At 60.6% G+C, this 22,201-nt stretch carries 20 protein-coding genes and 5 pseudogenes; 5 read left to right on the top strand and 20 right to left on the bottom strand.

Annotation, left to right across the window (positions count from 1 at the left end; genetic code table 11):
- Positions 1–3: 3 nt before the first annotated feature.
- From ADT71_RS04450 to ADT71_RS04440, 4 genes are all read right to left on the bottom strand, one after another.
- Entirely contained in the window at positions 4–342 is a 339-nt protein-coding gene (locus tag ADT71_RS04450; RefSeq protein ID WP_054435470.1) for a hypothetical protein, read from the bottom strand.
- Positions 339–1,196 carry an aromatic ring-hydroxylating dioxygenase subunit alpha gene (locus tag ADT71_RS04445; RefSeq protein WP_231635579.1) on the bottom strand — a complete coding sequence of 286 codons (858 nt, stop codon included), beginning with the start codon at positions 1,194–1,196 and terminating at the stop codon, positions 339–341. The genes ADT71_RS04450 and ADT71_RS04445 overlap by 4 nt, the downstream gene beginning before the upstream one ends.
- Positions 1,154–1,525: an aromatic ring-hydroxylating dioxygenase subunit alpha gene (locus ADT71_RS32855; protein ID WP_231635578.1), complete on the bottom strand. Its 372-nt coding sequence runs from the start codon at positions 1,523–1,525 to the stop codon at positions 1,154–1,156. The genes ADT71_RS04445 and ADT71_RS32855 overlap by 43 nt, the downstream gene beginning before the upstream one ends.
- 112 nt (positions 1,526–1,637) lie before the next feature.
- Complete coding sequence (locus ADT71_RS04440; RefSeq protein ID WP_231635577.1) at positions 1,638–2,231, bottom strand: TetR/AcrR family transcriptional regulator; 594 nt, start codon at positions 2,229–2,231, stop codon at positions 1,638–1,640.
- 264 nt (positions 2,232–2,495) lie between these two features.
- On the opposite strand from ADT71_RS04440, the pseudogene ADT71_RS30055 reads away from it, so the two are divergent.
- Positions 2,496–2,636 (top strand): annotated as a pseudogene (locus tag ADT71_RS30055) (transposase domain-containing protein); the annotation flags it as partial.
- Positions 2,637–3,343: 707 nt separating this feature from the next.
- Here ADT71_RS30055 and ADT71_RS31150 read toward each other — a convergent pair.
- The 4 genes from ADT71_RS31150 to rnk form a co-directional block, all read right to left on the bottom strand.
- Positions 3,344–3,622: a hypothetical protein gene (locus ADT71_RS31150; protein WP_132469933.1), complete on the bottom strand. Its 279-nt coding sequence runs from the start codon at positions 3,620–3,622 to the stop codon at positions 3,344–3,346.
- A 103-nt stretch (positions 3,623–3,725) separates the two neighbouring features.
- Complete coding sequence (locus tag ADT71_RS04435) at positions 3,726–4,214, bottom strand: META domain-containing protein (protein WP_054435467.1); 489 nt, start codon at positions 4,212–4,214, stop codon at positions 3,726–3,728.
- The gene (locus ADT71_RS04430) at positions 4,207–4,407 is read right to left on the bottom strand and encodes a hypothetical protein (RefSeq protein ID WP_043978803.1); all 201 of its coding nucleotides are present in this window, start codon (positions 4,405–4,407) and stop codon (positions 4,207–4,209) included. Before ADT71_RS04430 ends, ADT71_RS04435 begins: the two co-directional genes overlap by 8 nt.
- A gap of 4 nt (positions 4,408–4,411) precedes the next feature.
- Positions 4,412–4,828, bottom strand: coding sequence for a nucleoside diphosphate kinase regulator (gene rnk / locus ADT71_RS04425; RefSeq protein ID WP_054435466.1), 417 nt, complete (start codon positions 4,826–4,828; stop codon positions 4,412–4,414).
- 522 nt (positions 4,829–5,350) lie between these two features.
- On the opposite strand from rnk, the pseudogene ADT71_RS32850 reads away from it, so the two are divergent.
- A pseudogene (locus tag ADT71_RS32850) lies at positions 5,351–5,440 on the top strand (recombinase family protein); the annotation flags it as partial.
- A 117-nt stretch (positions 5,441–5,557) separates the two neighbouring features.
- Here the strand turns inward: ADT71_RS32850 and ADT71_RS04420 are convergent.
- The 4 genes and pseudogenes from ADT71_RS04420 to ADT71_RS32845 all read right to left on the bottom strand — a co-directional run bounded on the left by ADT71_RS04420 (position 5,558) and on the right by ADT71_RS32845 (position 10,278).
- The gene (locus ADT71_RS04420; RefSeq protein ID WP_082370149.1) at positions 5,558–6,559 is read right to left on the bottom strand and encodes a MucR family transcriptional regulator; all 1,002 of its coding nucleotides are present in this window, start codon (positions 6,557–6,559) and stop codon (positions 5,558–5,560) included.
- 159 nt (positions 6,560–6,718) lie between these two features.
- A pseudogene (gene rpoD / locus ADT71_RS04415) lies at positions 6,719–8,775 on the bottom strand (RNA polymerase sigma factor RpoD).
- Positions 8,776–8,869: 94 nt separating this feature from the next.
- On the bottom strand, positions 8,870–9,046 hold the full coding sequence (locus tag ADT71_RS31925) for a DUF6771 family protein (protein WP_165913342.1): 177 nt from the start codon (positions 9,044–9,046) through the stop codon (positions 8,870–8,872).
- Between the two features lie 53 nt (positions 9,047–9,099).
- Positions 9,100–10,278 carry a GGDEF domain-containing protein gene (locus tag ADT71_RS32845; protein ID WP_231635576.1) on the bottom strand — a complete coding sequence of 393 codons (1,179 nt, stop codon included), beginning with the start codon at positions 10,276–10,278 and terminating at the stop codon, positions 9,100–9,102.
- 313 nt (positions 10,279–10,591) lie between these two features.
- Between ADT71_RS32845 and ADT71_RS04405 the strand changes: the two genes are divergently transcribed.
- Positions 10,592–13,333, top strand: a complete 2,742-nt coding sequence (locus tag ADT71_RS04405) for a GGDEF domain-containing phosphodiesterase (protein WP_054435465.1) — start codon at positions 10,592–10,594, stop codon at positions 13,331–13,333.
- A 163-nt stretch (positions 13,334–13,496) separates the two neighbouring features.
- Here ADT71_RS04405 and ADT71_RS04400 read toward each other — a convergent pair whose 3' ends face one another.
- The gene (locus tag ADT71_RS04400) at positions 13,497–13,943 is read right to left on the bottom strand and encodes a globin domain-containing protein (RefSeq protein ID WP_054435463.1); all 447 of its coding nucleotides are present in this window, start codon (positions 13,941–13,943) and stop codon (positions 13,497–13,499) included.
- An 89-nt stretch (positions 13,944–14,032) separates the two neighbouring features.
- On the opposite strand from ADT71_RS04400, the pseudogene ADT71_RS35430 reads away from it, so the two are divergent.
- Positions 14,033–14,487: pseudogene (locus tag ADT71_RS35430) on the top strand (Rrf2 family transcriptional regulator).
- Between the two features lie 97 nt (positions 14,488–14,584).
- On the opposite strand, the gene ADT71_RS04390 reads toward ADT71_RS35430, so the two are convergent.
- Entirely contained in the window at positions 14,585–15,004 is a 420-nt protein-coding gene (locus ADT71_RS04390) for a MarR family winged helix-turn-helix transcriptional regulator (RefSeq protein ID WP_054435461.1), read from the bottom strand.
- 160 nt (positions 15,005–15,164) lie between these two features.
- On the opposite strand from ADT71_RS04390, the pseudogene ADT71_RS04385 reads away from it, so the two are divergent.
- A pseudogene (locus tag ADT71_RS04385) lies at positions 15,165–16,876 on the top strand (chloride channel protein).
- Between the two features lie 45 nt (positions 16,877–16,921).
- Here the strand turns inward: ADT71_RS04385 and ADT71_RS04380 are convergent.
- The 6 genes from ADT71_RS04380 to asd all read right to left on the bottom strand — a co-directional run bounded on the left by ADT71_RS04380 (position 16,922) and on the right by asd (position 21,499).
- Positions 16,922–17,212 carry a hypothetical protein gene (locus tag ADT71_RS04380; RefSeq protein ID WP_054435459.1) on the bottom strand — a complete coding sequence of 97 codons (291 nt, stop codon included), beginning with the start codon at positions 17,210–17,212 and terminating at the stop codon, positions 16,922–16,924.
- Positions 17,213–17,284: 72 nt separating this feature from the next.
- Positions 17,285–17,749 (bottom strand): hypothetical protein, encoded by a 465-nt coding sequence (locus ADT71_RS04375; RefSeq protein ID WP_054435458.1) that lies wholly within the window; start codon positions 17,747–17,749, stop codon positions 17,285–17,287.
- 725 nt (positions 17,750–18,474) lie between these two features.
- Positions 18,475–18,687 carry a hypothetical protein gene (locus tag ADT71_RS04370; RefSeq protein ID WP_054435457.1) on the bottom strand — a complete coding sequence of 71 codons (213 nt, stop codon included), beginning with the start codon at positions 18,685–18,687 and terminating at the stop codon, positions 18,475–18,477.
- Positions 18,688–18,870: 183 nt separating this feature from the next.
- Positions 18,871–19,782 carry a PAS domain-containing protein gene (locus ADT71_RS04365; RefSeq protein WP_165913341.1) on the bottom strand — a complete coding sequence of 304 codons (912 nt, stop codon included), beginning with the start codon at positions 19,780–19,782 and terminating at the stop codon, positions 18,871–18,873.
- Positions 19,783–19,893: 111 nt separating this feature from the next.
- A complete protein-coding gene (locus ADT71_RS04360; protein WP_054435453.1) occupies positions 19,894–20,208 on the bottom strand; it encodes a hypothetical protein in 315 nt (104 codons plus the stop codon).
- A gap of 415 nt (positions 20,209–20,623) precedes the next feature.
- Positions 20,624–21,499, bottom strand: coding sequence for an archaetidylserine decarboxylase (gene asd / locus ADT71_RS04355; RefSeq protein WP_054435451.1), 876 nt, complete (start codon positions 21,497–21,499; stop codon positions 20,624–20,626).
- Positions 21,500–22,201: the final 702 nt, after the last annotated feature.

Below are 22,201 nucleotides of genomic sequence, written 5' to 3'. Positions count from 1 at the left end.
TGATCAGAAATCGGCTGGCGCGCGCGTCACGCGCATCGCCTCGCGCAGGGGTCGGTGCCTGTCCTCGTCGGACGCCTGCACGTCGATCGCGAGCGAGACGTGGGCATAAGTCAGGATAAGGTCGAGCAACCGGCGCTCCTCCTCATTGAGGTCACGCAGCGGCTTGGCGTCGAGTTGGCTGAGACCTGCTTCGATGAGGGGCGCACAGGCCGCATGGAACGCGGCGCGTTCGCCGGGTGGATACGCGCCTCGCACGGCAGCGCGGTCCGCCGCGGTGCGGCCTGCCCAGTTCGCAGCGAAAGGTTCGAGGGTTTCGAAACCGGCGGGAAGGTTCGCGGTCATCGCACATTCTGCGCCTGATGACGCTCCACCGCCGCGGCGACCTGCTGGTACAGGTGGCGGCACAGGACTTCCTGGGTCTGGAAGTGAATGTGCTTGAGCGCGCCGCTGCTCAGGCCCTTCTGCCCGGCCTCGATGACGGCTCGGTCCTCGGCATGGATGTCGCGCGCGGTGGCCATCAGCAATTCGCGCGCGAAGCTCTCGCTGGCGGAGGAATCCTCGCCGATCCAGTAGATCCGGATCACGCCGCGCGAGCGAGTGGCGTCGATCGGCATGATTACGTGGGAGAAATGCTGGACCGGTGAGCCGAACAGGAAGAAATTCGGGAACAGCGCGATATAGTCCTTCGCGTCGTTCAGGCCAAGACCGTTTACCGCTGCAGCCCGGCCCGCTGCTGCGTATGCCAGCATCGCGGCCGGCGGAGGTGGCGGCGCGGAGACGTTGGACCAGATCGTCTGGGTACGATGCTGTCCATGGAAGCCGTAGCGGACCGGATATCCGAACGGATTGTCCGGGCCGGTCGCTGCTCCGCCGGACCGCGGATGAATGAAGCGTAAATGGTAGTTTTCCTGGAAGTTGTCGTAAGTCAGCTTCCAGTTGGCGTCGATTTCGTAGACATATTCGTGGAACGCCGTCGCGCGGGCCACCAGAAGCGCATCGAGCCGGTCGGCCAAGTCGCCGAGCCATTCGCGCAGCGGCGGCGGGCGGTCGGCGAAGTTGATGAAGATAAGCCCTGCACAGACCTCGACCGCCACCTTCGGCAGCGAGCAGTCCTCCTTCGCCACATGGAACTGGCCGAAGTCAGGCGCCGAGATCAGCCCACCGTCGGTGCCGAAGGTCCACATGTGATAGGGCAACTGAACGTCGACTTCCGCCCCGCCTCTGCTTCGACCAGCTGAGTGCCCCGGTGCGTGCAGACATTGTGAAAAGCGCGGATCGCACCGTCCTTCCCCCTGACGATTAGGATCGATGCCTTTGCGAACTCAATCTCGCGGCGGATGAAGCTGCCCGGCTCAGGCAGTTCGCAGACGTGGCCGACCTCAATCCAGCTCTTCAGGAAGACGGCCTGGCGTTCAAGTTCATAAAAGGCGGGATCGTAAAACGGTTCGGCGGGAATGGGATCGGTGCCGAGCCAATCGAGCTGTGATTGCGATACCGGACTGAATACAGCGGCTTGCCCTGCCATGGCGCCTTGGCTCCTCTCCATCGCGTCCGCCGGATGACTCGGCTGGTCCGCTATCAAGCCATCTTAAACACGCTTACCCGACAATTACAACACATGTGTCGAAATTGTTATCTTATCCGTCCAGCAAGCCGTCGCGCTTGAGAACACGCAGGTGCTCCTTGCTGAACCGGTCCACCACCTCGTCCACGGGCATGTCCGGCCGCACGCTACCCACGAACACGCGAGGCGCGATGAAGGCGGCGGTCAGCATGATCAGTGAGTATATCTCCGCGTCGAAGTTGTCGGACCCCGCCGCGCGCGCATCGCACCCGATGCCCCCGACCAAGGCGTCCCAGCGCGGATAGCGTGTCCGGATGTCGCCCGGCGTCAAGAAGTCGTCGATAAACAGCTTGGCGACTTCGCTGTTTTCCAGCACGAAGCGGGTAATGTGGGCGATCCGCTCCTCGCGGGGCATCTCGTCGCTGAAGCCGCGCGTCAGTTGCTGCGCGGACCAGTCCTTGACCGCCTCGATCAGTTCCTCGCGGTGGGCAAAATGATAATAGAGCGTTGTGCGGTTGACGCCGGCCGCACGGGAAATCGCCGCCATCGACAAAGCATCGACGCCCTTACCCGAGATCAGGCTGACGGCTGTTTCGACGATAACCTGGTGCGTCGCCTCAAACCCCTTGTTGCGCGAGCTCACCATGTCTTTTCGTATTGTCGTCAAGGTCAGACCCTTCGTGAAGCGCCGGCCTTCTAGCAGATGATCGCAAAATGGACGAGCCTTCCCAGCCCTGTTCGAGGCTTGACCCGACCCGATGCCAAACACTCCCCACTAACACGCCCCGCCCCTATTGTGGACGTCCCCAAGCCAAAATGACGTGCCCGAATCCGGCCGTTCATTCATCGCCTTAGAGTGGGACACCGCGTAATTGATTTAGCCACCTTGGTGCATGGTACGAAGTCGCCTTGGCGCTTCAATGCAGGAGGATGGCTACGCCATGTCCTCACTGAACTGCCCCAGCGCCCTCACGACGCCGATATCGACGACCTGCTGCCATTCAACTTCGAAAGACACGCTCGACCCGCCGACGTCGTTGCGGTGGACTGTCTCTTCCAGCGTCAACGATGATGGCCGCACTGCCTCCGGAAGCAACGTGCTACGAAATGGGCGCTTACGGTCGGTCATATACGATCGCCCGCTTCCGCACCATTCGGGCGGCGCTCTCCATTTGCCGCCAATGCAAATTGGCCCGAAACGCGGACGCTCGACAAGCATTACCTTCTCCAGGCAAAGCTGGCAGCGCTAGCCACCATAGTCGTAACCAGCGCGTTCGCCCGGCGTCAGGCAAAAGCTCGAAAGCGGCTTTTTTCTGCCGTTTCGCTGAGATCGGCACCGCCACGACCACGACGACGACCGATCTGGGCAAGCCCGTGGATCCGAACCTCGTGCCAGCTTCGGTCGCCCCACCCCATGCACAGCTGGACAAGTCGGTATAACTCCTCAATTGTCATATCCGGCCGCACAAGAAATCGACGCTAGGCCGCAGGACCAACGTCAAGCAGCATCACATGAAGTGATAGCGATCCTCGGGATAAACCACTTTGGCCATCGCCAGCAGCTGCCAGATCCCGAACTCAACCGCTACTCAGTTGAACTCCAGGCCACGTTTTGCCTTGGTCTCACAGGCAGGCAGCTTTCGGGCACGGGATTGTTAAAAGCTGCCTTTGAGCCAAAGTCACAACCGTTCGGTAGTGACCCTGCCAACGTCAAACTTCGACGCACCGTCCATGACCGGCGATACCAACGGTCACGAACGATGATGCCGATCTGGCTTATCAAAGCGACGAGCTAATCACGCAATAAACAAGTGTCGGAACGCCAACGACGAGAATTAGCAAAGCAAGGTTTAGGTCAATAAATTCACCCAGACGGCTGAGCCTGCTGTTGGAATCAGCTTCATAATGTGTGGTCGCTTCGTCTTCTATTTCCAAAGAGGAATTGTTAGAAAAGAAGTGCTTGGGTCTTGAGCCTAGCCGCTGACGATTCTCTACGATGCGAATCCCATCGATATGGTGCGATAGGAGATGGTGCGGCTTTTCAGTAAATTCTGACATGTGCGATTCCCGCTTATTCGAGATCGCGGACGCGCTTCGCGCGTCCGCGGGATCAAAATCGAATAGAGCCCGAGCTCAAGCGGCAAATGTGCGCGAGCTCGGGCTAGCGGCGTGCGGCGAGTTGGCCGGCGTGATCAATGAACCGCTTATATGTCTCAAGCAGAGGCATCCAGCGATCGCGGTACACCTCCTTAATGTCAAATCGACGTGGCAGCCGATCGTTTATTCCAGCGGAACATCCGCTTCGTAAGGAGGTAGGATCAGGCCTGCTTTCCAAGAGATGTCGGCGCCGTGCTACGAGCTGGTTGCCCGACGTGGTTGTCAAAATAAGCGCGCCGGTGTGATCGATGCTGTGGCTGGAGACCTTACGAAGAAGATCGACCAGCTTGCGCGCCTGGTTGACCAGCGCAGGCGGGCACGCCATCATCGTCGTCCCGGCCAGGCTGATCGTCAGCTTGCTTCCTTCGACCGTATAGCTGGCTATCAGGCGGTTGCAGGTCGCATTGCCCGACAGCCTGCCTCCCGTGTCGCGATTCCTGACTGCGGGCGCACAGTCGCAACGCTGCGGATCGTGGGCAAGCAGCTCACCCATTCGCGATCACTTCAAAGGTCCGGTTGTCGATGTAGCGCACAGGCTCGCCGTTGAGCAGCGTTGTCCAGGCCGAGCCGCGATGCTGTCGCGCTCCTACTCCCCCTTGCGAAGTGAAGAAATGGCGGTGCTCAACCACGAACAAAGGCGTGCCGTCATCCCCGGTGCAGCGGTGACGGGCCAGTTCCTCAATCATGGCCTCAACCCTCTCCGGGCGGCGTCACGCTCACGATGCGCAACAGCCGGTCATGGCCGTCGCGATCCGGCCAGCGGATCGAAGACCCGGCTGTCATGCCGATCAAGCCGGCACCAATCGGAGTCAGTATCGAAACGCGTCCCGCAGCTATGTCCGCATCGCGCGGATAGACGAGTTGCACGGTGCGGCGCGCGCCAGTGCCTTCATCGATGAAGTCGATCCGCGAGTTCATCGCCACCGTTTGCTCCGGCAGTTCGCCCGGCTCGCACAACTCGGCGCGATAGAGCTCGGCCAGAAGCATCGCCGAGGAATGTGGGTCCCTGTGTTCGGCGCTAAGCGCCAGTTCCGAGAGCGCGTCGCATTCGCCAGCGGTGAGATGGATAGCCGGACGATTATTCGCCGGGAGAGTGTATTGTTCCATTGCAGCAGCTTTCCGCCATTCGAAACCGGCGCGCGCACGGCGCGACCATAAGGATCAGATCGAATAAGGCCCGAACTCAGGCGGCAACGCCGCTCAAAGCCCGGGCTACAGGCGCGCGGCGAGTTGCCCGGCGTGGTGGCGAAAGCGCCTGTATGTCGCGGGAGCGTACATCAATCGAAGATGATGCCCGCAACAGGTTTCGTCAACCCTTAGCGCTTCTATCGAGCGTACGGTGTCACAACCGGTCGGCTGTGAAGCTGCCGTAGGCCCCACACATTTTGCGAGGCAGGAAGTATCAGAACCATCGAAATGCCCGCTTTTAAAAGCGGCCGACTTTTCTCGCGAATTTGGGAGGAAGCGGCCCGGCAGCTTTTAAGAGCCGAACCCAGTCGGAAAACACATGTTTTCGGACACCCTTGCGCGATCCCTCGGCTTTGGTCGGCAATCCTACGCCTGAATAGCCGACAAACCCTGTCGCTTTGACGTAGTGTACGACAACACGGTTTTAGGCGTTTGTCGTACATGCTTGTGGGATATATGCGAGTGTCATCGGCCCACGATCGCCAAACCGTCGATCTTCAACGCGACGCTCTGGTTGCAGCGGGCGTCGAGTCCCCCGGAGCGGTCATTTCGGACGCCCTGCGTATGCATCCCGGTCCGGCTAATCTACGCAGCGGGATCGTCGCCCGGCCACCCCGCCGCTTAGCGATAGGGTGGCCGATGCTACGATTACTTAGCCTTCGCGAGGGGACGCTTCCACCGCGTCTTGGCCGCGCTAGCTGCGGGGGCCGAGGTTTCTGTCGCGGCGTCTGTGTCAGCCGCTTCTTTTCCAAACAGACCCAACTTGCCGCGGCGCTTCGGTTTTTCTGCGGCGGTCGGGGCGTCGGCCGTCTCCGCAGGCGCGGTTTCTACGGGAGAGCTTCCTTCCGACAACGGGGCAGCCGCTTCGGACTTTGCCGCAGGCTTCGGGGTCCGCGCCATGCGCTTCGTGGGTTGCTTCTTGGGCGCTGCGCCGCGAGCCGGAGCCTTCGCAGCAGTCTTGGTCGCAGTCGGCGCCGCGCTAGGCGTTTCGACCGCCTGCTCTACGGCCCGCGGCTCAACTGGGCTTTCCTCTACGTCTGCTACCGGCGCCGTGACCGTTTCCGCTGAAGTGGCGATGGGTTTCGGGGTCGCTTTCGCTTTGCGAGCAGGCGTCTTGGCGGCCTTTGCCGCAGAGGTCTTGGCAGCCTGCTTCTTCGGATTGGCGGCGACTGGGGCAGCAACGTCGGTCGCTTCCGCAGCATCCGCGGCTGCTACTGCATCTGCAGGCACGACCGCATTGGCCGCCCTTTTGGTACCCAGCCCGATCTTTTCTGCGATCGCACGGCGCATGGCCGCGAACGCCGGAGCAACCATCGGATAGCTGGCCGGAAGACCGTAGCGCTCGCGGTAGGTTTCCGGGGTCAGGCCATGCCGCGTCAGGTGACGCTTGAGTGTCTTGTACGGCTTGCCATCGATGAGGCTGATGAGGTGATCAGGCGACGCCAGGCTCTTGCGGGCCGTCACGGCCGGCGTGAATGTTGGCGTGTCCGCTTCAGTCTCAACAGGGGCGGCATCTTGCGTCAGAGCGGCCCTGGTTGACTGGATCAGCCCGGCGAGTTCTGCCGACGGCACCGTGTTGTTGGAAAGGTATGCGCTCAGCAGCTCGACAGTCAGCGAGGCGATGTCGGACTGCTTTTCGGTTTCGGCCATTGTTTTCGGATTCCTATTCTACAGCGCTGGTGGCGAAGAATTATCACCAGCGACATGGCCGTCCAGACATCCCGACTGCTCGATGTCACTAACGAATAGCGTAAAGACGCGGTTCTTCATAGTCACATGGATGAGCGCCACGCATGGCCAACGACTTTGCTAATCGAGGAAAGTTCTCATGATCCGCGAACGGCTCGGATGCTTGAGTTTCCTCAAGGCCTTGGCTTCGATCTGGCGGATGCGCTCGCGAGTCACTGAGAACTGCTGGCCTACTTCCTCGAGGATGTGATCAGTATTCATGCCAATGCCGAAGCGCATGCGCAGCACGCGCTCTTCACGCGGGGTCAGCGAAGCCAGCGTGCGGGTAATCATTTCCTTGAGGTTGGACTCGATCGCCGCGTCCACGGGAATAACCGCATTCGCGTCCTGGATGAAGTCGCCCAGGTGACTGTCGTCCTCGTCACCAACGGGAGACTCCAGAGAGATCGGCTCCTTCGCGATCTTCAAGACCCGTTTGACCTTTTCGAGCGGCATTGACAGGCGCTCAGCCATCTCTTCCGGCGTCGGCTCACGGCCATGCTCGTGGAGATACTGGCGGTTGGTTCGAACCAGCTTGTTGATGGTCTCGATCATGTGGACCGGAATACGGATCGTGCGGGCCTGGTCGGCGATCGAACGGCTGATCGACTGCCTGATCCACCAGGTTGCGTATGTGGAAAATTTGAAGCCGCGGCGGTACTGGAACTTGTCGACGGCCTTCATGAGCCCGATGTTGCCCTCCTGGATGATATCCAGAAACTGCAGGCCCCGGTTCGTGTACTTCTTGGCGATCGAGATCACCAGGCGCAGGTTGGCCTCGACCATCTCCTTCTTGGCGATGCGCGCCTCTCGCTCCGCCTTCTGGACCATGTTGACGATGCGGCGGAATTCCTGAAGCGGCACGCCGGCAGCGGCCGCTATGTCCGCCACGTCAGAGCGAATGCGTTCTGTCGCATCGCCTTCGGCTGCCGCAAATGCGGCCCACTTCTTGTCCCGCGTTGCCATTTCGGACAGCCAGCTATCATCGAGCTCGCGGCCGACGTAGGTTTCCAGGAAGTCGGCACGCTTAACCTTGTGACGCTCAGCCAGGCGGAGCATCTGGCCCCCCAGCGTGGTAAGACGCCGGTTCAGGACATAGAGGTTGTCGACAAGGTATTCGATTCTCCCTGCGTGGAACTTCACTGATTCCACCTTGGCGGTCAGTTCCTCGCGCAGCTCGTGATATCGCTCTTCCTTGTCAGCCGGGAAGTGGATGTCCCATGCCAGTGCTTCCAGACGCTCGGCCTGAAGTTTCTGAAACCGCTCGAACAGGTCGGTGATGACACTGAACATCTCAAGCGCTTCAGGCATAAGCGCAGCTTCCAGCTGCGCCACGCTCAAGGAATTGTCCTCGTCGTCCTCGGCTTCAGCGTTGCCGCCGACGGGGTTTCCGTCCTCGTCCACTTCTTCGGCGTTGGCGTCTTGAGCGGTGTCGTCCTTGAGCGAAGGACCCGCCGTCTTCTCACTGATCTCGGCGCTGCCGTCGCCCTGCCCGTCTTCATTCAGGTTTTCAGGCGCCGGTTCCTTCGCCACCATGGCATCAAGATCCAAAATCTCGCGTAGTTGCATCTCGCCCACGTTCAGAGCCTGGGACCACTGGATGATGGCATCGAACGTGAGCGGACTCTCGCACAGGCCTTGGATCATCATGTCCCGGCCGGCTTCGATACGTTTGGCAATGGCTGCTTCGCCTTCGCGGCTCAGTAATTCGACCGTGCCCATCTCACGCAGGTACATCCGCACCGGGTCGTCGGTTCGGCCCAGGGACTCCGCGCTCTTGCTTTCGGTGACCCTCCGCGGGGAAGCGTCGTCTTCCGCGTTCGCGTCGTCCTCGCGATCATTGTCGTCTTCGCCTTCCCGGTCGACAGCGGGATCGGCGTCGTCTTCTGCCTCATCGTTCTCGATGACGTTGATGCCCATTCCGACATCGCCGACATCACGTCCTCGATCTGGTCAGTGGTGAGTTGATCCTGCGGCAAAGCGGCATTCAGCTCGCTGACGGTCACGATGCCGCGGCGCTTTGCCCGCGCCAGGAACTGGGCGATCAAACCCTCGCCGCCATCAAGTATTGAAGGGTCGCTGTCCCCGTTCCGGTCCTTGGTGCTCATAATGCCGCCATTGTCTGTGTACGCCTGCATACGACCGCGCCGTCAAGACAGACGTAGAACGATAAGGAACCCTTGCCCTACAAGCCAAGTGAGTTCCAGTGATCTCTTGGGCTTAACGCCCTCCTCAGCGTTCAGGCCCCTGCTCGCGTTCAATGGCAGCGAGGGCACTAGAGATGATAGCCGCCAGCGTTTCTTCCGCCCGGCAACGGATGACCGGGTCCTTCGATTCCAGTTCGTGACGGACCCACTGCGGTGCGCGCTCGATTGCAGCGAGAATGGTGCTGGCAAGATTGGTATTCACGCGCCGCCTATGCCTTCTCCAACTCGCGGAATCAAATTCGGTAGGCTGGCAGCTTAGGCCACCGCCCGCCCCGTCAGAAGCTCATCGTCGGGATTGCAAAATAGGACCTGAGCTTTGCCTCGCGCTTTCGACTGATAGAGCGCCGCGTCAGCGCACTCGATCAGTCTGTCCAACTCGATGCCGCACTCCGGTACCATGGCAACCCCGATGCTGGCGGTGACCCGCATGGTCGCGCCCTCAATCTCATAGCCCTCGCTGATTTGCCTGATAATGCGGCGCCCCAAAAGCTCGGCCTGGTCACGGTGCCGGACCTCGGACTGGATGATGAGGAACTCATCCCCGCCAAGTCGGCATGCGAGATCGGAAGCTCGGACGGTCGACAGGAGGCGCTGTGCGACTTCGACCAGCAGCTTATCCCCCGCAGGATGGCCATAACGATCGTTGATCGCCTTGAAGCCATCCAGATCGAGGTAATGCACTGCAAGCTGGCTTTGCGACCGCCGGGAAAAGCTGAAGAGCTCTTGAAAGGCCTCCCGCACCAGGAGGCGGTTGGGCAAACCGGTCAAGGGATCGTATCTCGCGAGCTTTGCCATGTCCTGCTTGGTCGAGAGGTGCTCGACAGCCGACGCATAAAGGTGCGCTGCCGACTGCAGGCTCATCGCCCCGACAGCGACCAGCAGGAAGGCTTCGAGCAGGAAAAATTCTGAATGAAACCGCTCGGCGTGGTCGCTGGCAGCGTGGACCAACATGGCAGCTACGGTCGGCAGCACTGCCAGGATCACGCTGACCATACAAAGGCGCAATCTCGAGGAGGTCCGCGAGACGACCCCTGCTCCGAACGTGAAGACAAGGCTAATCGTCGCAAGATGGATCAGAGGGGCGTGGGCGGTCAGCCCACGGACGTTGAGAGCCGCCAGCAAAATGGCGAACAGGTAGGTCAGCAGCTCATATGCGAGCTCCCAGCGGCGCAGGGCGGCAACCTCCTGGGAAGCGCCTCCAGCCTGATGATAGCGATTGATGAGCACGATGCGGCCAGCCGTGACCGCGACCGCCGCAACGGTCAAACCGGCTATAACGCTGTCGGGCCACTTCAGGTAGATGAGCGCGCCGACGATGCCGTAGAGCGCGCCGAACCCGGCGATGGGCAGTCGCATGGTGAAAAGGGTCGACACCAGGTCACGGTAAACCGCGTCCGAGACCGGAATCCTGCCGCGTCCAGACCGCGCCATCATACCCCCTCGATTTCGCCTCTGCGCTTCTTGTCTTCTCTCCATGGATCACCATCGCTCTTCGAGAAGTTAAGACAAACCTACCACTGCGACGAACCGTTCCGCACTTGGCAGAGATTTCCCGGCGTTGGAGCAGCGTAGCCGCCGCTTCCGCGCATAATCCAGGAGAAGATATTGGCGCGCGGCGCGATCGCCAGGTTCAGTGGCGCGCTTGTCTCGGCCCACCGAGAGCCTTTGTGTTCACTACAACCCACACTCATTCTTAACGTGGCGGGTGTATCAGGGCATGCAAAGTCGCCACATAGTGATCCCGCCAATGAAATTCAGTCCGCGTAACCAGATCGCGCATGGCTCCGCCGCGGTGCTTCAGGCGCAGTACTCTGCCCTGCGGACGCAAATTCCGCTGATGTATGCGCTGATGGCCGTTAACATGCTCTTCCTGGCGGCCGCGACTTACGGCGAGGTGCCGTTCGCCCATAGCGTCGGAGTGCCGGGTGTGCTTTGCGCGCTGATAGGGGTTCGAACCGCGGTCTGGCTGTTTCGCCGCGGAAGAAATCCCGATCCCGCCAGAATTCGCCGTTACCTTTTGGGCACGGTCGCGGCCTCGGTAATCCTGAGTTCTGCTTTCGGGGGTTGGGGCTATCTGCTGATGAGCGAAGCCGAGCCGGTCCGCACCACCTCAATAGCGCTTTACGTGTTCGTGGGATCCATCAGCTGCTGCTATTGTCTGCATGCGCTGCCGATCGCGGGATGGTGCGTCCTCCTCTTCGGTGCTCTCCCCGTCACGGGGCGTCTGGTCTTTTCATCCGACACTTACCTGATGGGCATCGGCCTAACCTTCTTCGTGGCTTCCGGCGTCATCCTGCGATCGCTTGCCAAAAGCCACGCCGCCTTCAGAGAAACGCTCCACTCGCGTTCGGAAATGGGCGCCCTCATCGACGCTCTTCAGTCCAGTCAGGAACACTACCGCCACTCGGTCGAGCTCAACCCGCAGATCCCTTGGATCACCGACAGAACCGGCGCTGTTATCGAACTTAGTCCCCGATGGACGAAGCTGACCGGCATAAAGAGTGAGGATGCTCTCGGGTGGCGTTGGACGGCCGCGGTTCACCCCGACGATCTGCCACACGTCCAGGAAGTCTGGACCGCCGCATTGCAATGCGCGGATGCTGGCGGATATGCGGACGTCCGCTATCGCCTTCAACTTGCCGGCGGCGATTTCCGCTGGTTCCGCGCCCGCGCCCTCCCCCGGCTCGATGCGGACGGCGAGATCCTTTCTTGGTATGGGAACCTTGAAGACATCCACGACCAGGTTGCGGCTGAACAGGCGGTACAGGCCAGCGAGGAGCGCTACCGCCTGGCGTCTTTGGCCACCAACGACGTAATCTGGGACGTGTCGCTCGGCCATGATCACATCGAGTGGAGCGGCGCCGCAGCGACGGTGCTGGGGTATCCCGAAGCACTGCAGGGAACCTCGCGAGGCTGGTGGGTGGAGCGCCTTCACCCTGATGATCGCGCCCGAGTTCTTGAGCAATTTCAGAATATGGACGCGCCCGACCTCACGCAATGGGCACAGGAATTCAGGTTCCTGGCCGGTGATGGTGCCTACCTGCATCTGGTTGCCCGTGGCTACGTCGTCCGTGATGAGGAGGGAAAACCCGCTCGACTCATTGGCTCCCTGCAGGACTTGACCAGCCAGAAGCGCTATGAGGAGAAGCTGCGGCAGGCGGCCCACTACGATGCTCTGACAAACCTGCCGAACCGGGTCCTGTTCAGCGAGCGCCTGGCAGCGGCGCTTCAGGAGGCGCGCCTCCATGGGGGCCAGGTCCAGCTGATCGTCCTCGACGTCGATCGCTTCAAGGCCACTAATGACACCCTCGGGCACGATGCGGGAGACGCCTTGCTGTGTGAGATTGCTGCCCGGCTTCTCAAAGCCGTGCCGGCTCATGCAACCGTGGCGCGTCTGGGCGGCGATGAGTTCGCAATCATCTGCCCCGCTTCACAGCAAAACAATCTTGCGGTTTCTGCGGTTCAACGACTTCTTGCGGCGGTAAGCGAACCCATGACATTCAACGGGCGCCAGCTCGATGTGAGCCTGAGCGCAGGTTCAGCGACAGCTTTCTGCGATGGCCAAAATCCTGAAGAGCTCCATAAAAACGCCGATCTCGCGCTATACGCAGCCAAGGGCGAAGGCTCCGGCCAGGTCTGCTGGTTCAAGCCCGAACTCAAGACCGCTGCGGAACGTCAGACGCAGATGCTGTACGACGCGCGCGAAGCGCTGCGCGATGACCGTATCGTTCCCTTCTATCAACCCAAGGTCTGTCTTCGCTCCGGGGCGTGTCTGGGCTTCGAAGCCCTTCTGCGCTGGCACCACCACCGCGGCCTGCGCTCGCCTGGTGCCATCGGAGCTGCCCTCAATGACACCGACGTTTCATCCAAATTGACCGATCGCATGATCGAGCGCGTCATCGCCGACCTGCTGTTCTGGCAAGACAGCGGCGTCGATGTCGGACGCATCGCCATCAATGGTGCTCCGGGTGATTTTCAGCGGGGCGACTTCGCCGATCGCATATTGAACCGTTTGGCGCATGCAGGGCTTGCACCATCCCTCCTCGAACTGGAGGTGACGGAGTCTGTGTTCGTGGGGCAACTGGCCGAGACGGTCAGCCAAACCCTCGCAACCCTTTCAGAGGCCGGCGTGAAGATCGCGCTGGATGATTTCGGAACGGGTTATGCCTCGCTCACCCATCTCAAGCAGTTTCCAGTCGACACGCTCAAGATCGATCGCTCGTTCATTTCGCGCCTGGACGCCCGCGACCGCGAAGATGCCGCGATCGTCAGCGCGGTCATACATCTGGCCAAGAACCTTGGCATCACCACTGTCGCTGAAGGTATCGAAACGCCGTTCCAGGCGGCGCACGTCGCGCGGGAGGGGTGCGTCATTGCGCAGGGGTTCCTCTTCGGCAGGCCGATGGCCGCCGCCCATGTCAGCGATGTCGTGCTGAACTGGAGCGCCCCGTCTGTGCTTTCTGTCATTGCCTCGGGAATGCACGCATGAGGAAGGGACCGTATCCTGACCACAGGATAACTCTGCGGTCAGGAGCGGTCAGGCGCGTCCGGATGGTGGGAGCCGCGCAGTGCCATGCGAGCGATTAGAAACGATCGCTAACGGACGTCTTTGCTATGTTTCCTCCCGGCTCAATCAGCCGGGAGGAAATCAGTCACTCTGCCTGCTGCGTGTACACGGCTGCTTCCTTGCCGATCAGGATGTCAGCGAGAAACCAGTACGCTTCGCCCCAGGCGGCAAGCACCTCGTCAGATGCGGCTTCACCTACCACATCACGAATAGCCGGCAGCAGGGCCTCGGCGACGAGCGGATAGTGTTCCGCCTTCACCCCGGTTTCCACGTGCCGCTGAACCATACGCTCGACAACTGGCGTGAGGTTCTGAAGTTTGTCCACATTCTGCGCATAGCCGAGGATAGCGGCGGCGAGACGCCGCGGCTGCTCGCCCGATTCTTGCGCCGCGTGGTCGAACAACGACCGCACCTCCTCGTTGACGAAGAGACGCTCATACATACGCGTGGTGATCGCCACGCCGTGCTGCTGCAGCACCGGCGCGGTGGCTTTGACGATGGCAATGGTCTGTTCGGATAGCGGCGCAGCCATAGAAGCTCCCCTTAAAGATGCACTATCAAGCATCTATACAACGACGCTTAAAAGATGCAAAGACTTCGCATGTTTAAGCTCACGCCCTGATGCGCCTGACGACCTACACCGATTACGCTCTGCGCATGCTGCTCCACGCCGCCCTCATGGCGCGTGAAGGCGCGGGACTGATGTCGATCGCACAGGTTGCGGCTGATCATGCCATTTCTCGCAACCATGCGATGAAAGTGGTGAACGTGCTAGCGAATGCGGGCCTGCTGGAAACCGTTCGGGGCCGAAGCGGGGGCTTCCGTCTCGGCGGCCGGCTGAGGCCATTACGCTTGGCGAAGTCGTGCGCCTCACCGAGCCCTGCATCACCCCCGCGGACTGTGACGGCTGCGTCTTGAGCAGCACTTGCGGCTTGAAAGGCATGCTTAACCGCGCGATGAATGCCTTCCTTGCAGAACTCGATAGCCAAACGCTTGCTCAGGCAGCGGCCTCGTCCCGTCTTCCGCCCCGTCTCGCGATGAGACGGGAACAAGTACGCGAGAATGCGGTGCTGTAGGAAGCGACCATACGGAACCGCGAGAGAAAGCCGTAGGCGGGTATCGCAACATCACTGAGGTTCGGAGGGGCCGAAAGCCCGCCAAACTTGTCGGCGCTTATTGCAGGCCCTGATCCTGTACCTTCGCCAACAAGCCAATCAACAGCGGACCAAGCCGGCGGATTTCTTCCCGATGTGTGGCGCTCAAGGCTGCCAGTGTCTCGTGGCCGGCTCCGGTCAAAGCTAGCACGGCCTGCCGCTTGTCCCCGTGAGAGCGCCCGCGCTGCACAAAGTCGAGCGCGACGAGCCGGTTGACCAATCCCGTAGCGCTGTGGGGCTTGAGAATGAGGCGCTCCGCCACATAGCCGATCGTCGCCGTACCGGCCGGAGCGGCGCGGATCACCAGCAGAGCCTGATGCTGCTGCGGGGTCAGCCCGCATTCCTCGGCTTTTTGCTCGCTGAATGCCTGGAACTGCCGCAGCGAGAAGCGGAACTCCGCAAGGGCCAGATAGTCGGCGTCAGTCAAACTCGAAGGCATCGTGCCAGTCGCAGCGACGAGATGGGAGAGTCAATGTTGATATATATCGTATTGCGATATATTAGACTGTATCTTCCCCGGTTGGTGAGCTGCCTTTATGACGATTCCCGCGTTCCTTCAGCGCGCCCGCCCCCTCGCCGACCATAGCGCAGACACACGCATGCTCCTGCTGGCTGCCGCTGCGCTGGTCATTGGAACCGGCGGGGCGCTGGGAGCCTGTGTGCTGCTCAAGTCCATTGCCGTCGCCACCAACCTGTTCTGGTTCGGGCGCCTATCGGCATCGCCGGCGGCCATCACCGATAACGCGCTGGGGCTCTGGCTCGTCGCCGTACCGATTGTTGGAAGTCTGATTGTTGGTCTCATGGCGCGGTTTGGCTCAGACAAGATCCGGGGCCACGGCATTCCAGAAGCAATTGAAGCCATCCTCTACGGGGAGAGCCGGCTGTCGTTCAAGGTTGCGCTGCTCAAGCCGCTTTCCTCCGCCATCTCCATCGGCAGCGGCGGGCCGTTCGGGGCCGAAGGCCCGATCATCATGTCTGGCGGCGCGATCGGCTCGCTTTTCGCGCAGGCGTTCCACTTGAGCGCAGCAGAGCGCAAGAGCCTTCTGGTGGCCGGCGCGGCAGCGGGCATGACGGCGATTTTCGGCACGCCTATTGCCGCCATCCTCCTCGCCATCGAGGTCCTGCTTTTCGAATGGAAACCGCGCAGCTTTGTGCCGGTCGTCGTAGGCGTGCTGACTGCCTGGCTCTGGCGCCCTCTGCTCATCGACACCGGGCCGCTGTTTCCGGCGCACCATGCCCTGGCGCTGGATGCCAGGGTTCTTGGCATTGCCCTTATTGTCGGTATCCTGACCGGTACCCAGGCAGCCCTGCTCTCCCGCATCCTGTATAAAGTCGAGGATCAGTTTGCTCGGCTGCCGCTTCATTGGATGTGGTGGCCGGCAGTTGGCGGCCTGGCCGTCGGCCTTGGCGGCCTTATCGACGTGCATGTGCTCGGCGCCGGCTACGACAGCATCCAGGGCCTCCTCAGCGGTTCACTGGCGCTGCGAGCGGCGATTGCACTGCTGGCGGTCAAGGCGGCGGTGTGGTTGATTGCGCTGGGTTCGGGCACGTCGGGCGGCGTCCTGGCGCCGTTGCTGCTACTGGGCGGCGCGCTCGGATATCTCCTGGGCGAGGTTCTGCCGGGCGGTAGCGCTCTGTGGGCATTGGCGGGCATGGCAGGCATTCTCAGCGGAGCCATGCGTGCGCCGCTGATGGCTGCCCTCTTCGCTGTTGAACTGACTGGGGATTTCGCGATGCTCCCCCTCACGCTTGCGGCATCCGTCGGGGCCTATGCCGTCAGCGTTCTCGTCATGCCCCGTTCCATCCTTACCGAAAAGATCGCAAGGCGCGGCCGGCACATCCTGCAGGAGTATACCGTCGATCCGTTCGAGTTTCTGCAAGCCTCGCAGGTGATGTCCGCGGAACCGGAGACATTGCCAGAGACGATGACCATCGCAGAGGCCATCGCATTCTTCGGCAGCGAGGCGCGCCACCGCAGCTATCCTGTCGTGGACGGCAACGGTTTGCTGCAGGGCCTAGTCTCTCGGTCCGATGTGCTGGGCTGGCGACTCGGTGCGTTCGAGGACAACATCTCGCTTGCCGAAGTCCTGGGTGACGTATCGCAGCCCCATGCCAATCCGCGCGATCCGGTCGCCCGCGTTGCTGACCTGATGGTCGAGACGGGGGTCGGCCGCATTCCCGTCGTCGATCCGGTGTCTGGCAAAGTCGTCGCATTCTCACCCGGCACGACCTGTTGAAGATCAGACATGTCCATCGCGGATCTGAGGTGACCCGCAGCCGCGGTGCCCCTACTCATCAGCAAGATCGGTAGCCTTGTGGGCCGATGATCAGCTGTAATATTTTCAGCCTGCGTAGTTCACATCGACAAACAGCCGCGTGAACTCGAGCGGAGTCGGGGCGCGCCATGACGGGCGCCATCCTCGCGAGCGGTGAGCCACACCATATTGATGTGGCTTGCTTGATCAGCGGAAAACCGCATGCGGCTCGCCACGATGTCGTGCCAGCGCCCGGGAAGATTCCAGACTTCCTGGAGATGGACCTCCAATGCGTCCAGGATCGCTTCCTTGTCGGGATCAAGCGCCCCGATGGCGCGCAGCACGTAGCTGTCCAGCAGCTCGAGAAACGGCTTGTCTTCGTACCGGTTCATTCGAACTCCGCGATCGAAAGGCGCACGAGGCTCGCCATTTCTAGCCTCATCGTGTGCGGCCGATGACCGGCGTCACTGCTTCAGCGCCGCCCGCGCGACCCCCTTTATGAGCCTTGCCTTTGCGCGCGCTGACAGACCGTCGGTCAGAAGCTCGCGGCTGAGCCTGCGCAGCAGATGCCGCAACTCCGAAGCCGACGGGCTTCTCAAGTCGCCCATCCGCGCGGTAAGCGCAGGATAATACCATTTCACACGCGGCGCTTTCTTCACGCGGCCTCTTTCAGGTCCGTCACCCAGCCAGATCCAAAGGATCATGAACGCCGCAGCGGCGGTGCCGAAGGCCAGAACCATGACCCTGATCCCGCCGCCCCCGTCCCACAATGCGCAGCCCATCAGAAGGGCAGTCATCAGGACAGGAGCGGCGAAGGGGTGATGTGTCTTTTGACCGGCGGCAACGCTGAGCGAGCATGCCATAGCAACGATCAACAGACTCGCCGCTATTTCTGCTGCTGAGGTTATACATACGAGGATCAAGTCCATGACCACCTCCTCTCCCAGTCAATCGGGATTGCGAGGCAATGATACCGCATCCCCTACTGCGGCATCAAGGCTGAGATGGAGCCGTTCCGGTCGCTTGGTGTGCCGGGGCTGCGGCAGCCCTAACAGAACGCGCGTTGGCATAGATCCAGACTAGCCGGCATGCAGCTGCAGCTTGGCTACTGGATTGTTGGAGGTGCAGGATTGTGTTCTGCGACAAGGCCATTGAACAACAGGAACGCGACCATGTGCGCACGATTTCGCGTCCGGGTTTTGAGGCGGACGTTTTCGACATGCCGCTCCACCGTGCACGCGCAATCGAGAGCCGGATCGCGACTTCCTTTGCCGACAGTCCATCGGTGACGAGGCTAACTATCTCGCGCTCACGGCTCGTGAGCGAAGGACTTGTGTTTCCCACAACCATTTTAAATTGCCCCCAATCAAATCACTGATCCTGAAGATTATCTTATAGTTTTCTGGCTACTTCAGTTTGACCCCTGCGACTCGGTATACACGTAAGTCCCGTTAGCATCCTGCTTATTTTTGTGGGGGATTTTCAGGAGGGGCGCCACTCCAATACGGCTTGGCGCAAACCGGCCGGTACTCGCCTATTGTACCGATCCTTGGCTTGTTGCCTACCGGACTACCATCTTCGGGGCCCGCGGCCGAGCCGCGTAAACTTCGGGCCAGCCCATTACCTCAATTTTAGTAGGAAAACTGCGCCGCTTTCAGTGGTCCGCCGAGCGGAAATTCAGGTCTGGATCGTCCAGGCCGATTTCTGAAGCAGGCAACACCCTGCCGCTGAGCTTCGAGTCGATCATCAGGATGAAGAACTCGAGGAGATCGCCGTCGTCCTGCGGCCAATTTCCAAATGACGCGGCCTTGAGAGCCTCACGGACGTCTTCTTCGGTTGCGCCAAGCAGTGTTTCAATTGCCTTCATAGAAACCAAGTATGCGATCAGAGGGGCGGCGCCAACTCCCGGAAAAATGAGGCCTGCCTCTTTTCCATACTCCTGGCCGAAACTCGGTCGAAGCCTACTTGAACGCACGAGGGTCCTGCTGTGGACGATCCGACCATCGGATGCGCACGACAGGGCTGGATCCGAATGCTCCGGTCTCCCAGCTCATCGCGGCCTGCTGCCTGTGCCCTCGCGCTCCGCCTCGATCTTCTTGTTTATCGTGATATCGAAGCATACTCCCGGGAAACGGATGCAGCTGCCCGTGGCATCCAGGACCGCCCTGCCCTGAGCCGAAACCCAGTGGATTTCTCCCATTCGGTCAAAAATGCGATACTCCGACTGGTAATGATCCCCGTAGCGCACAGCATTGTTAATCTGAGACTGGACAAGAGGTAAGTCGTCGGGATGGATGCAGTGAAGGAACTCCGATACCGGCGTCCCCGCAGCAGCCCTCGCGGGATCCACGTTGTATATTACCGCAAACTGCTGGTCGGCAGTCACCCGATCATTCACAACGTCCCATTCCCAAGACCCAATTGGATCGCCGATAGACAACGCTGCCTGAAGCCGGGCGGCAGCCTTCTTGCGATCCTGCTCCGCCCGCACCTTCTCGGTCGTTTCGCGGGTAATACACAGCAACCCGGCCACGACGTTGTTGTCGCCCCAGACCGGGGAATAGGAGAACGTCCACCAGCTTTCTTCAGGAACACCATCACGATGGATGTCGAGCCGCATGTCGATCATTTCGACATTGCCGCCAGAGTAAGTTTCGCGAACAAGCGGCTCGATATCGCTCCAAATGTCATGCCAAAGTTGTTCGAAGGGTCTGCCCATCGCGCCCTTTACCCGTTGCCCCAAAATCGGTCGGTACGCGTCATTGAAGAAAGAAAGTCTGTCGAGGCCCCACGCCAGAAACATGGGCGTCGGACAGGCGAGCAATGCGGTTACCAGCGTCTTCAGTGGCTGAGACCAACTTTCCAATTTCCCCAACGACGATTTTGACCAGTCGGTGTGCGCGACCTCACGACCTGAAACTGTTTCGCCGTATAACTGGGAAAATGACGCATGGTCCGCCATCAGTGTCGCTTTCCCGTCTAGCATAAATTCAGTCACCAAAACCATTAATCACGGGCGAATTCCGAACACTGACGGTTGTTTAATCCAGGGTGCCTTGCAACATCGCCTCCGTCACTTACTGTTCGTCGTTCCTGCCGGTTGAAAGCCAATCTCTGTCAGCACATTGATCAGCCGCTGGCCATCGCTGCGGACACGGTCTGACCATTCGTGGTGGTCGAGATAACCAAGCGCGGACCGCTGGAAAGCGCCCGCCGCCCGAGTTGCTTCCAGCAGGACGCTTCGAGGGATCTGCGGCTCTGCTTGTTCAAATCTGGATACGGCGCTCGTAAATCCCGCGGTAACGTCGCGGCGTTTGGCAAGAGAGTCACGCTCGCCGGTCTGCTCGATCGTGCCAGTTTTCACGGGACCCACTTTGAAGGTATCCACGTTCCTGCTCCCAAAGCTGCCGTCGATTTGTACGGTCTGCTTTTAGAGCAACCTATCGTGCGGAGAATGGTTCCTGATCCCGCGGCCGGCATCATCAGGCCTTAGACATCTGCCTGCAACCGGTTGCCACTGAAAGCCCAGGTCGTCTTTCCGCTGGGAGGAACGCCCTTGGCCTATTGCGGTTCCTGGAAGCGATCGCTCTCCAATGGACCCCGTGCAGGATCATCCTCACGCTGGTTCGTGGCGATGGAGAGCATCGCTGGGCCCGCACCGGGCAATAGAAGCGGTCGCCCGGACGTCGCTCCCGCTTGGATGCACAAACCATCGGCGGGGAAGTTCACCGCGTAAGGCGAACTTCTGCCCCGGTCGAAAGCTACCCGATCCAGCAAGATACAGCTCGAAGGCTTCCTGGCGGTCAGCCGAGACCGTCGGTCTGCGGTAAAGTTCGGCGCTCGCCCATCGGTTCGCCAAGGCGAATGGGGCGACCGGGCACCCACTGACTGTGAAATGCGATGGTGTCCCGCTGGAACAGCGCCACCACAGTCGAACCAAGCAGGAAACGGCCCATCTCCTCGCCCTTTTCCAGTGAAATGCCGCCGTTGGAGTAGGTCCAATTGGTGATTTTCCCGGCTGCTTTCGGTTTGACCACGCCGTGCCACACTGTGGCCATGCTCCCGACGATCGTGGCGCCGACCAGCACCATCACGAATGGCCCGTGGCGCGGCGAGGAGAAGACGCAGACCACCCGCTCGTTTCGGGCGAAGAGGTTCGGCACTCCGCGCGCAGTGACGGGATTCACCGAAAATAGTCTTCCCGGCACATGGATCATCCGTGTGAGTATGCCAGCGCAGGGCATGTGCACGCGATGATAGTCCTTGGGAGACAAATACACGTTCGCGAAGCTGCCATGCCGGAACTGGCTCGACAGGCCGGCATCGCCGCCAAGGAGGTCGGTGATACTGAAGTAATGGCCCTTGGCCTGCAGGATACGATGGTGATCGATGGCGCCGAACTGGCTGATCGCGCCGTCCACTGGATTGACGAAATCCGCGCTCGCCAACGGACGTGCGTCGGACCTAAGCGCCCGAGTGAAGAAGTCGTTGAAGCTCTCGTAGTGATCAAGATCGGTTTGTACCGCCTCGGTCATATCGACCTCGTACTTGCGCGCAAACCATCGGATGAGCCGAGCCGTCATCGCGCCGCGTTTCGCCCGGGCGACCCTGCCTGCGAGTGCGGTCAGCCCTTTTTTGGGCAGGAGGTATTGGAGCAGGACCCTGGGGCGATCAGACATGATCGCTCGAATGCTAGAGTTACCGCGGTGAACCGCAAGGACGAATTTGTTTGAGCCGTCAGGGGAAGCCCGGCCCATCTCCTGTAGCTGTTGTTGAGCAGCGTCCTGACGGTCAGGCGATGCTGGTCCCGCCGTTCGCGCCATTGATTATATCCGTAAGGCAGCTGTCTTCCTGCGAGACGGGGAGCACGTAGACAAGATTGATTTGGACCGGCCCGCATCGAAACCCGAGCAGACTGTGCTCACAATCTCCCCGCAGATTCGCAAGTCTGCCGATCGCACGGGAGGTATGTTGCCGAGCTGCCTACGCTTCCTCGCTTGACAGGACGGCCCCGAAGTCGGCGTCTTCGACACTGAAACCTTGGCGCAGCTAGAGGTAAAACTGAACCGGATGCTGCGAAGCTGGGATGTTCTTCAAAGCGACCGGGGGCCGCTCGTTGCGGCAGGGCCTGCGAGCCACATAACTCAACCGCCTTATGGACGCCCCACACAGCTTTCATATGCGCGGATCCATCCCGGAGTGATGGTCATGAGTCGGTGGAATGAAGGTTTGAAGCGCCCCGGGTTTTCAGGAGGCAGTTTTCATTTGGCTATGCAGCCATATCGAGGTTCTCGAGGGCTGCATAGTAATTGTCTTCGGCCTCAGCGGGCGGGATGTGCCCGATAGGGCCGAAGAGCCGGTGATTATTGTACCAATCGACC

The organism is Novosphingobium sp. ST904 (assembly GCF_001298105.1).
Classification (GTDB): domain Bacteria; phylum Pseudomonadota; class Alphaproteobacteria; order Sphingomonadales; family Sphingomonadaceae; genus Novosphingobium.
Note: the sequence above shows the minus strand (reverse complement) of the source record. Positions and strands in the feature narration are given on the sequence as shown.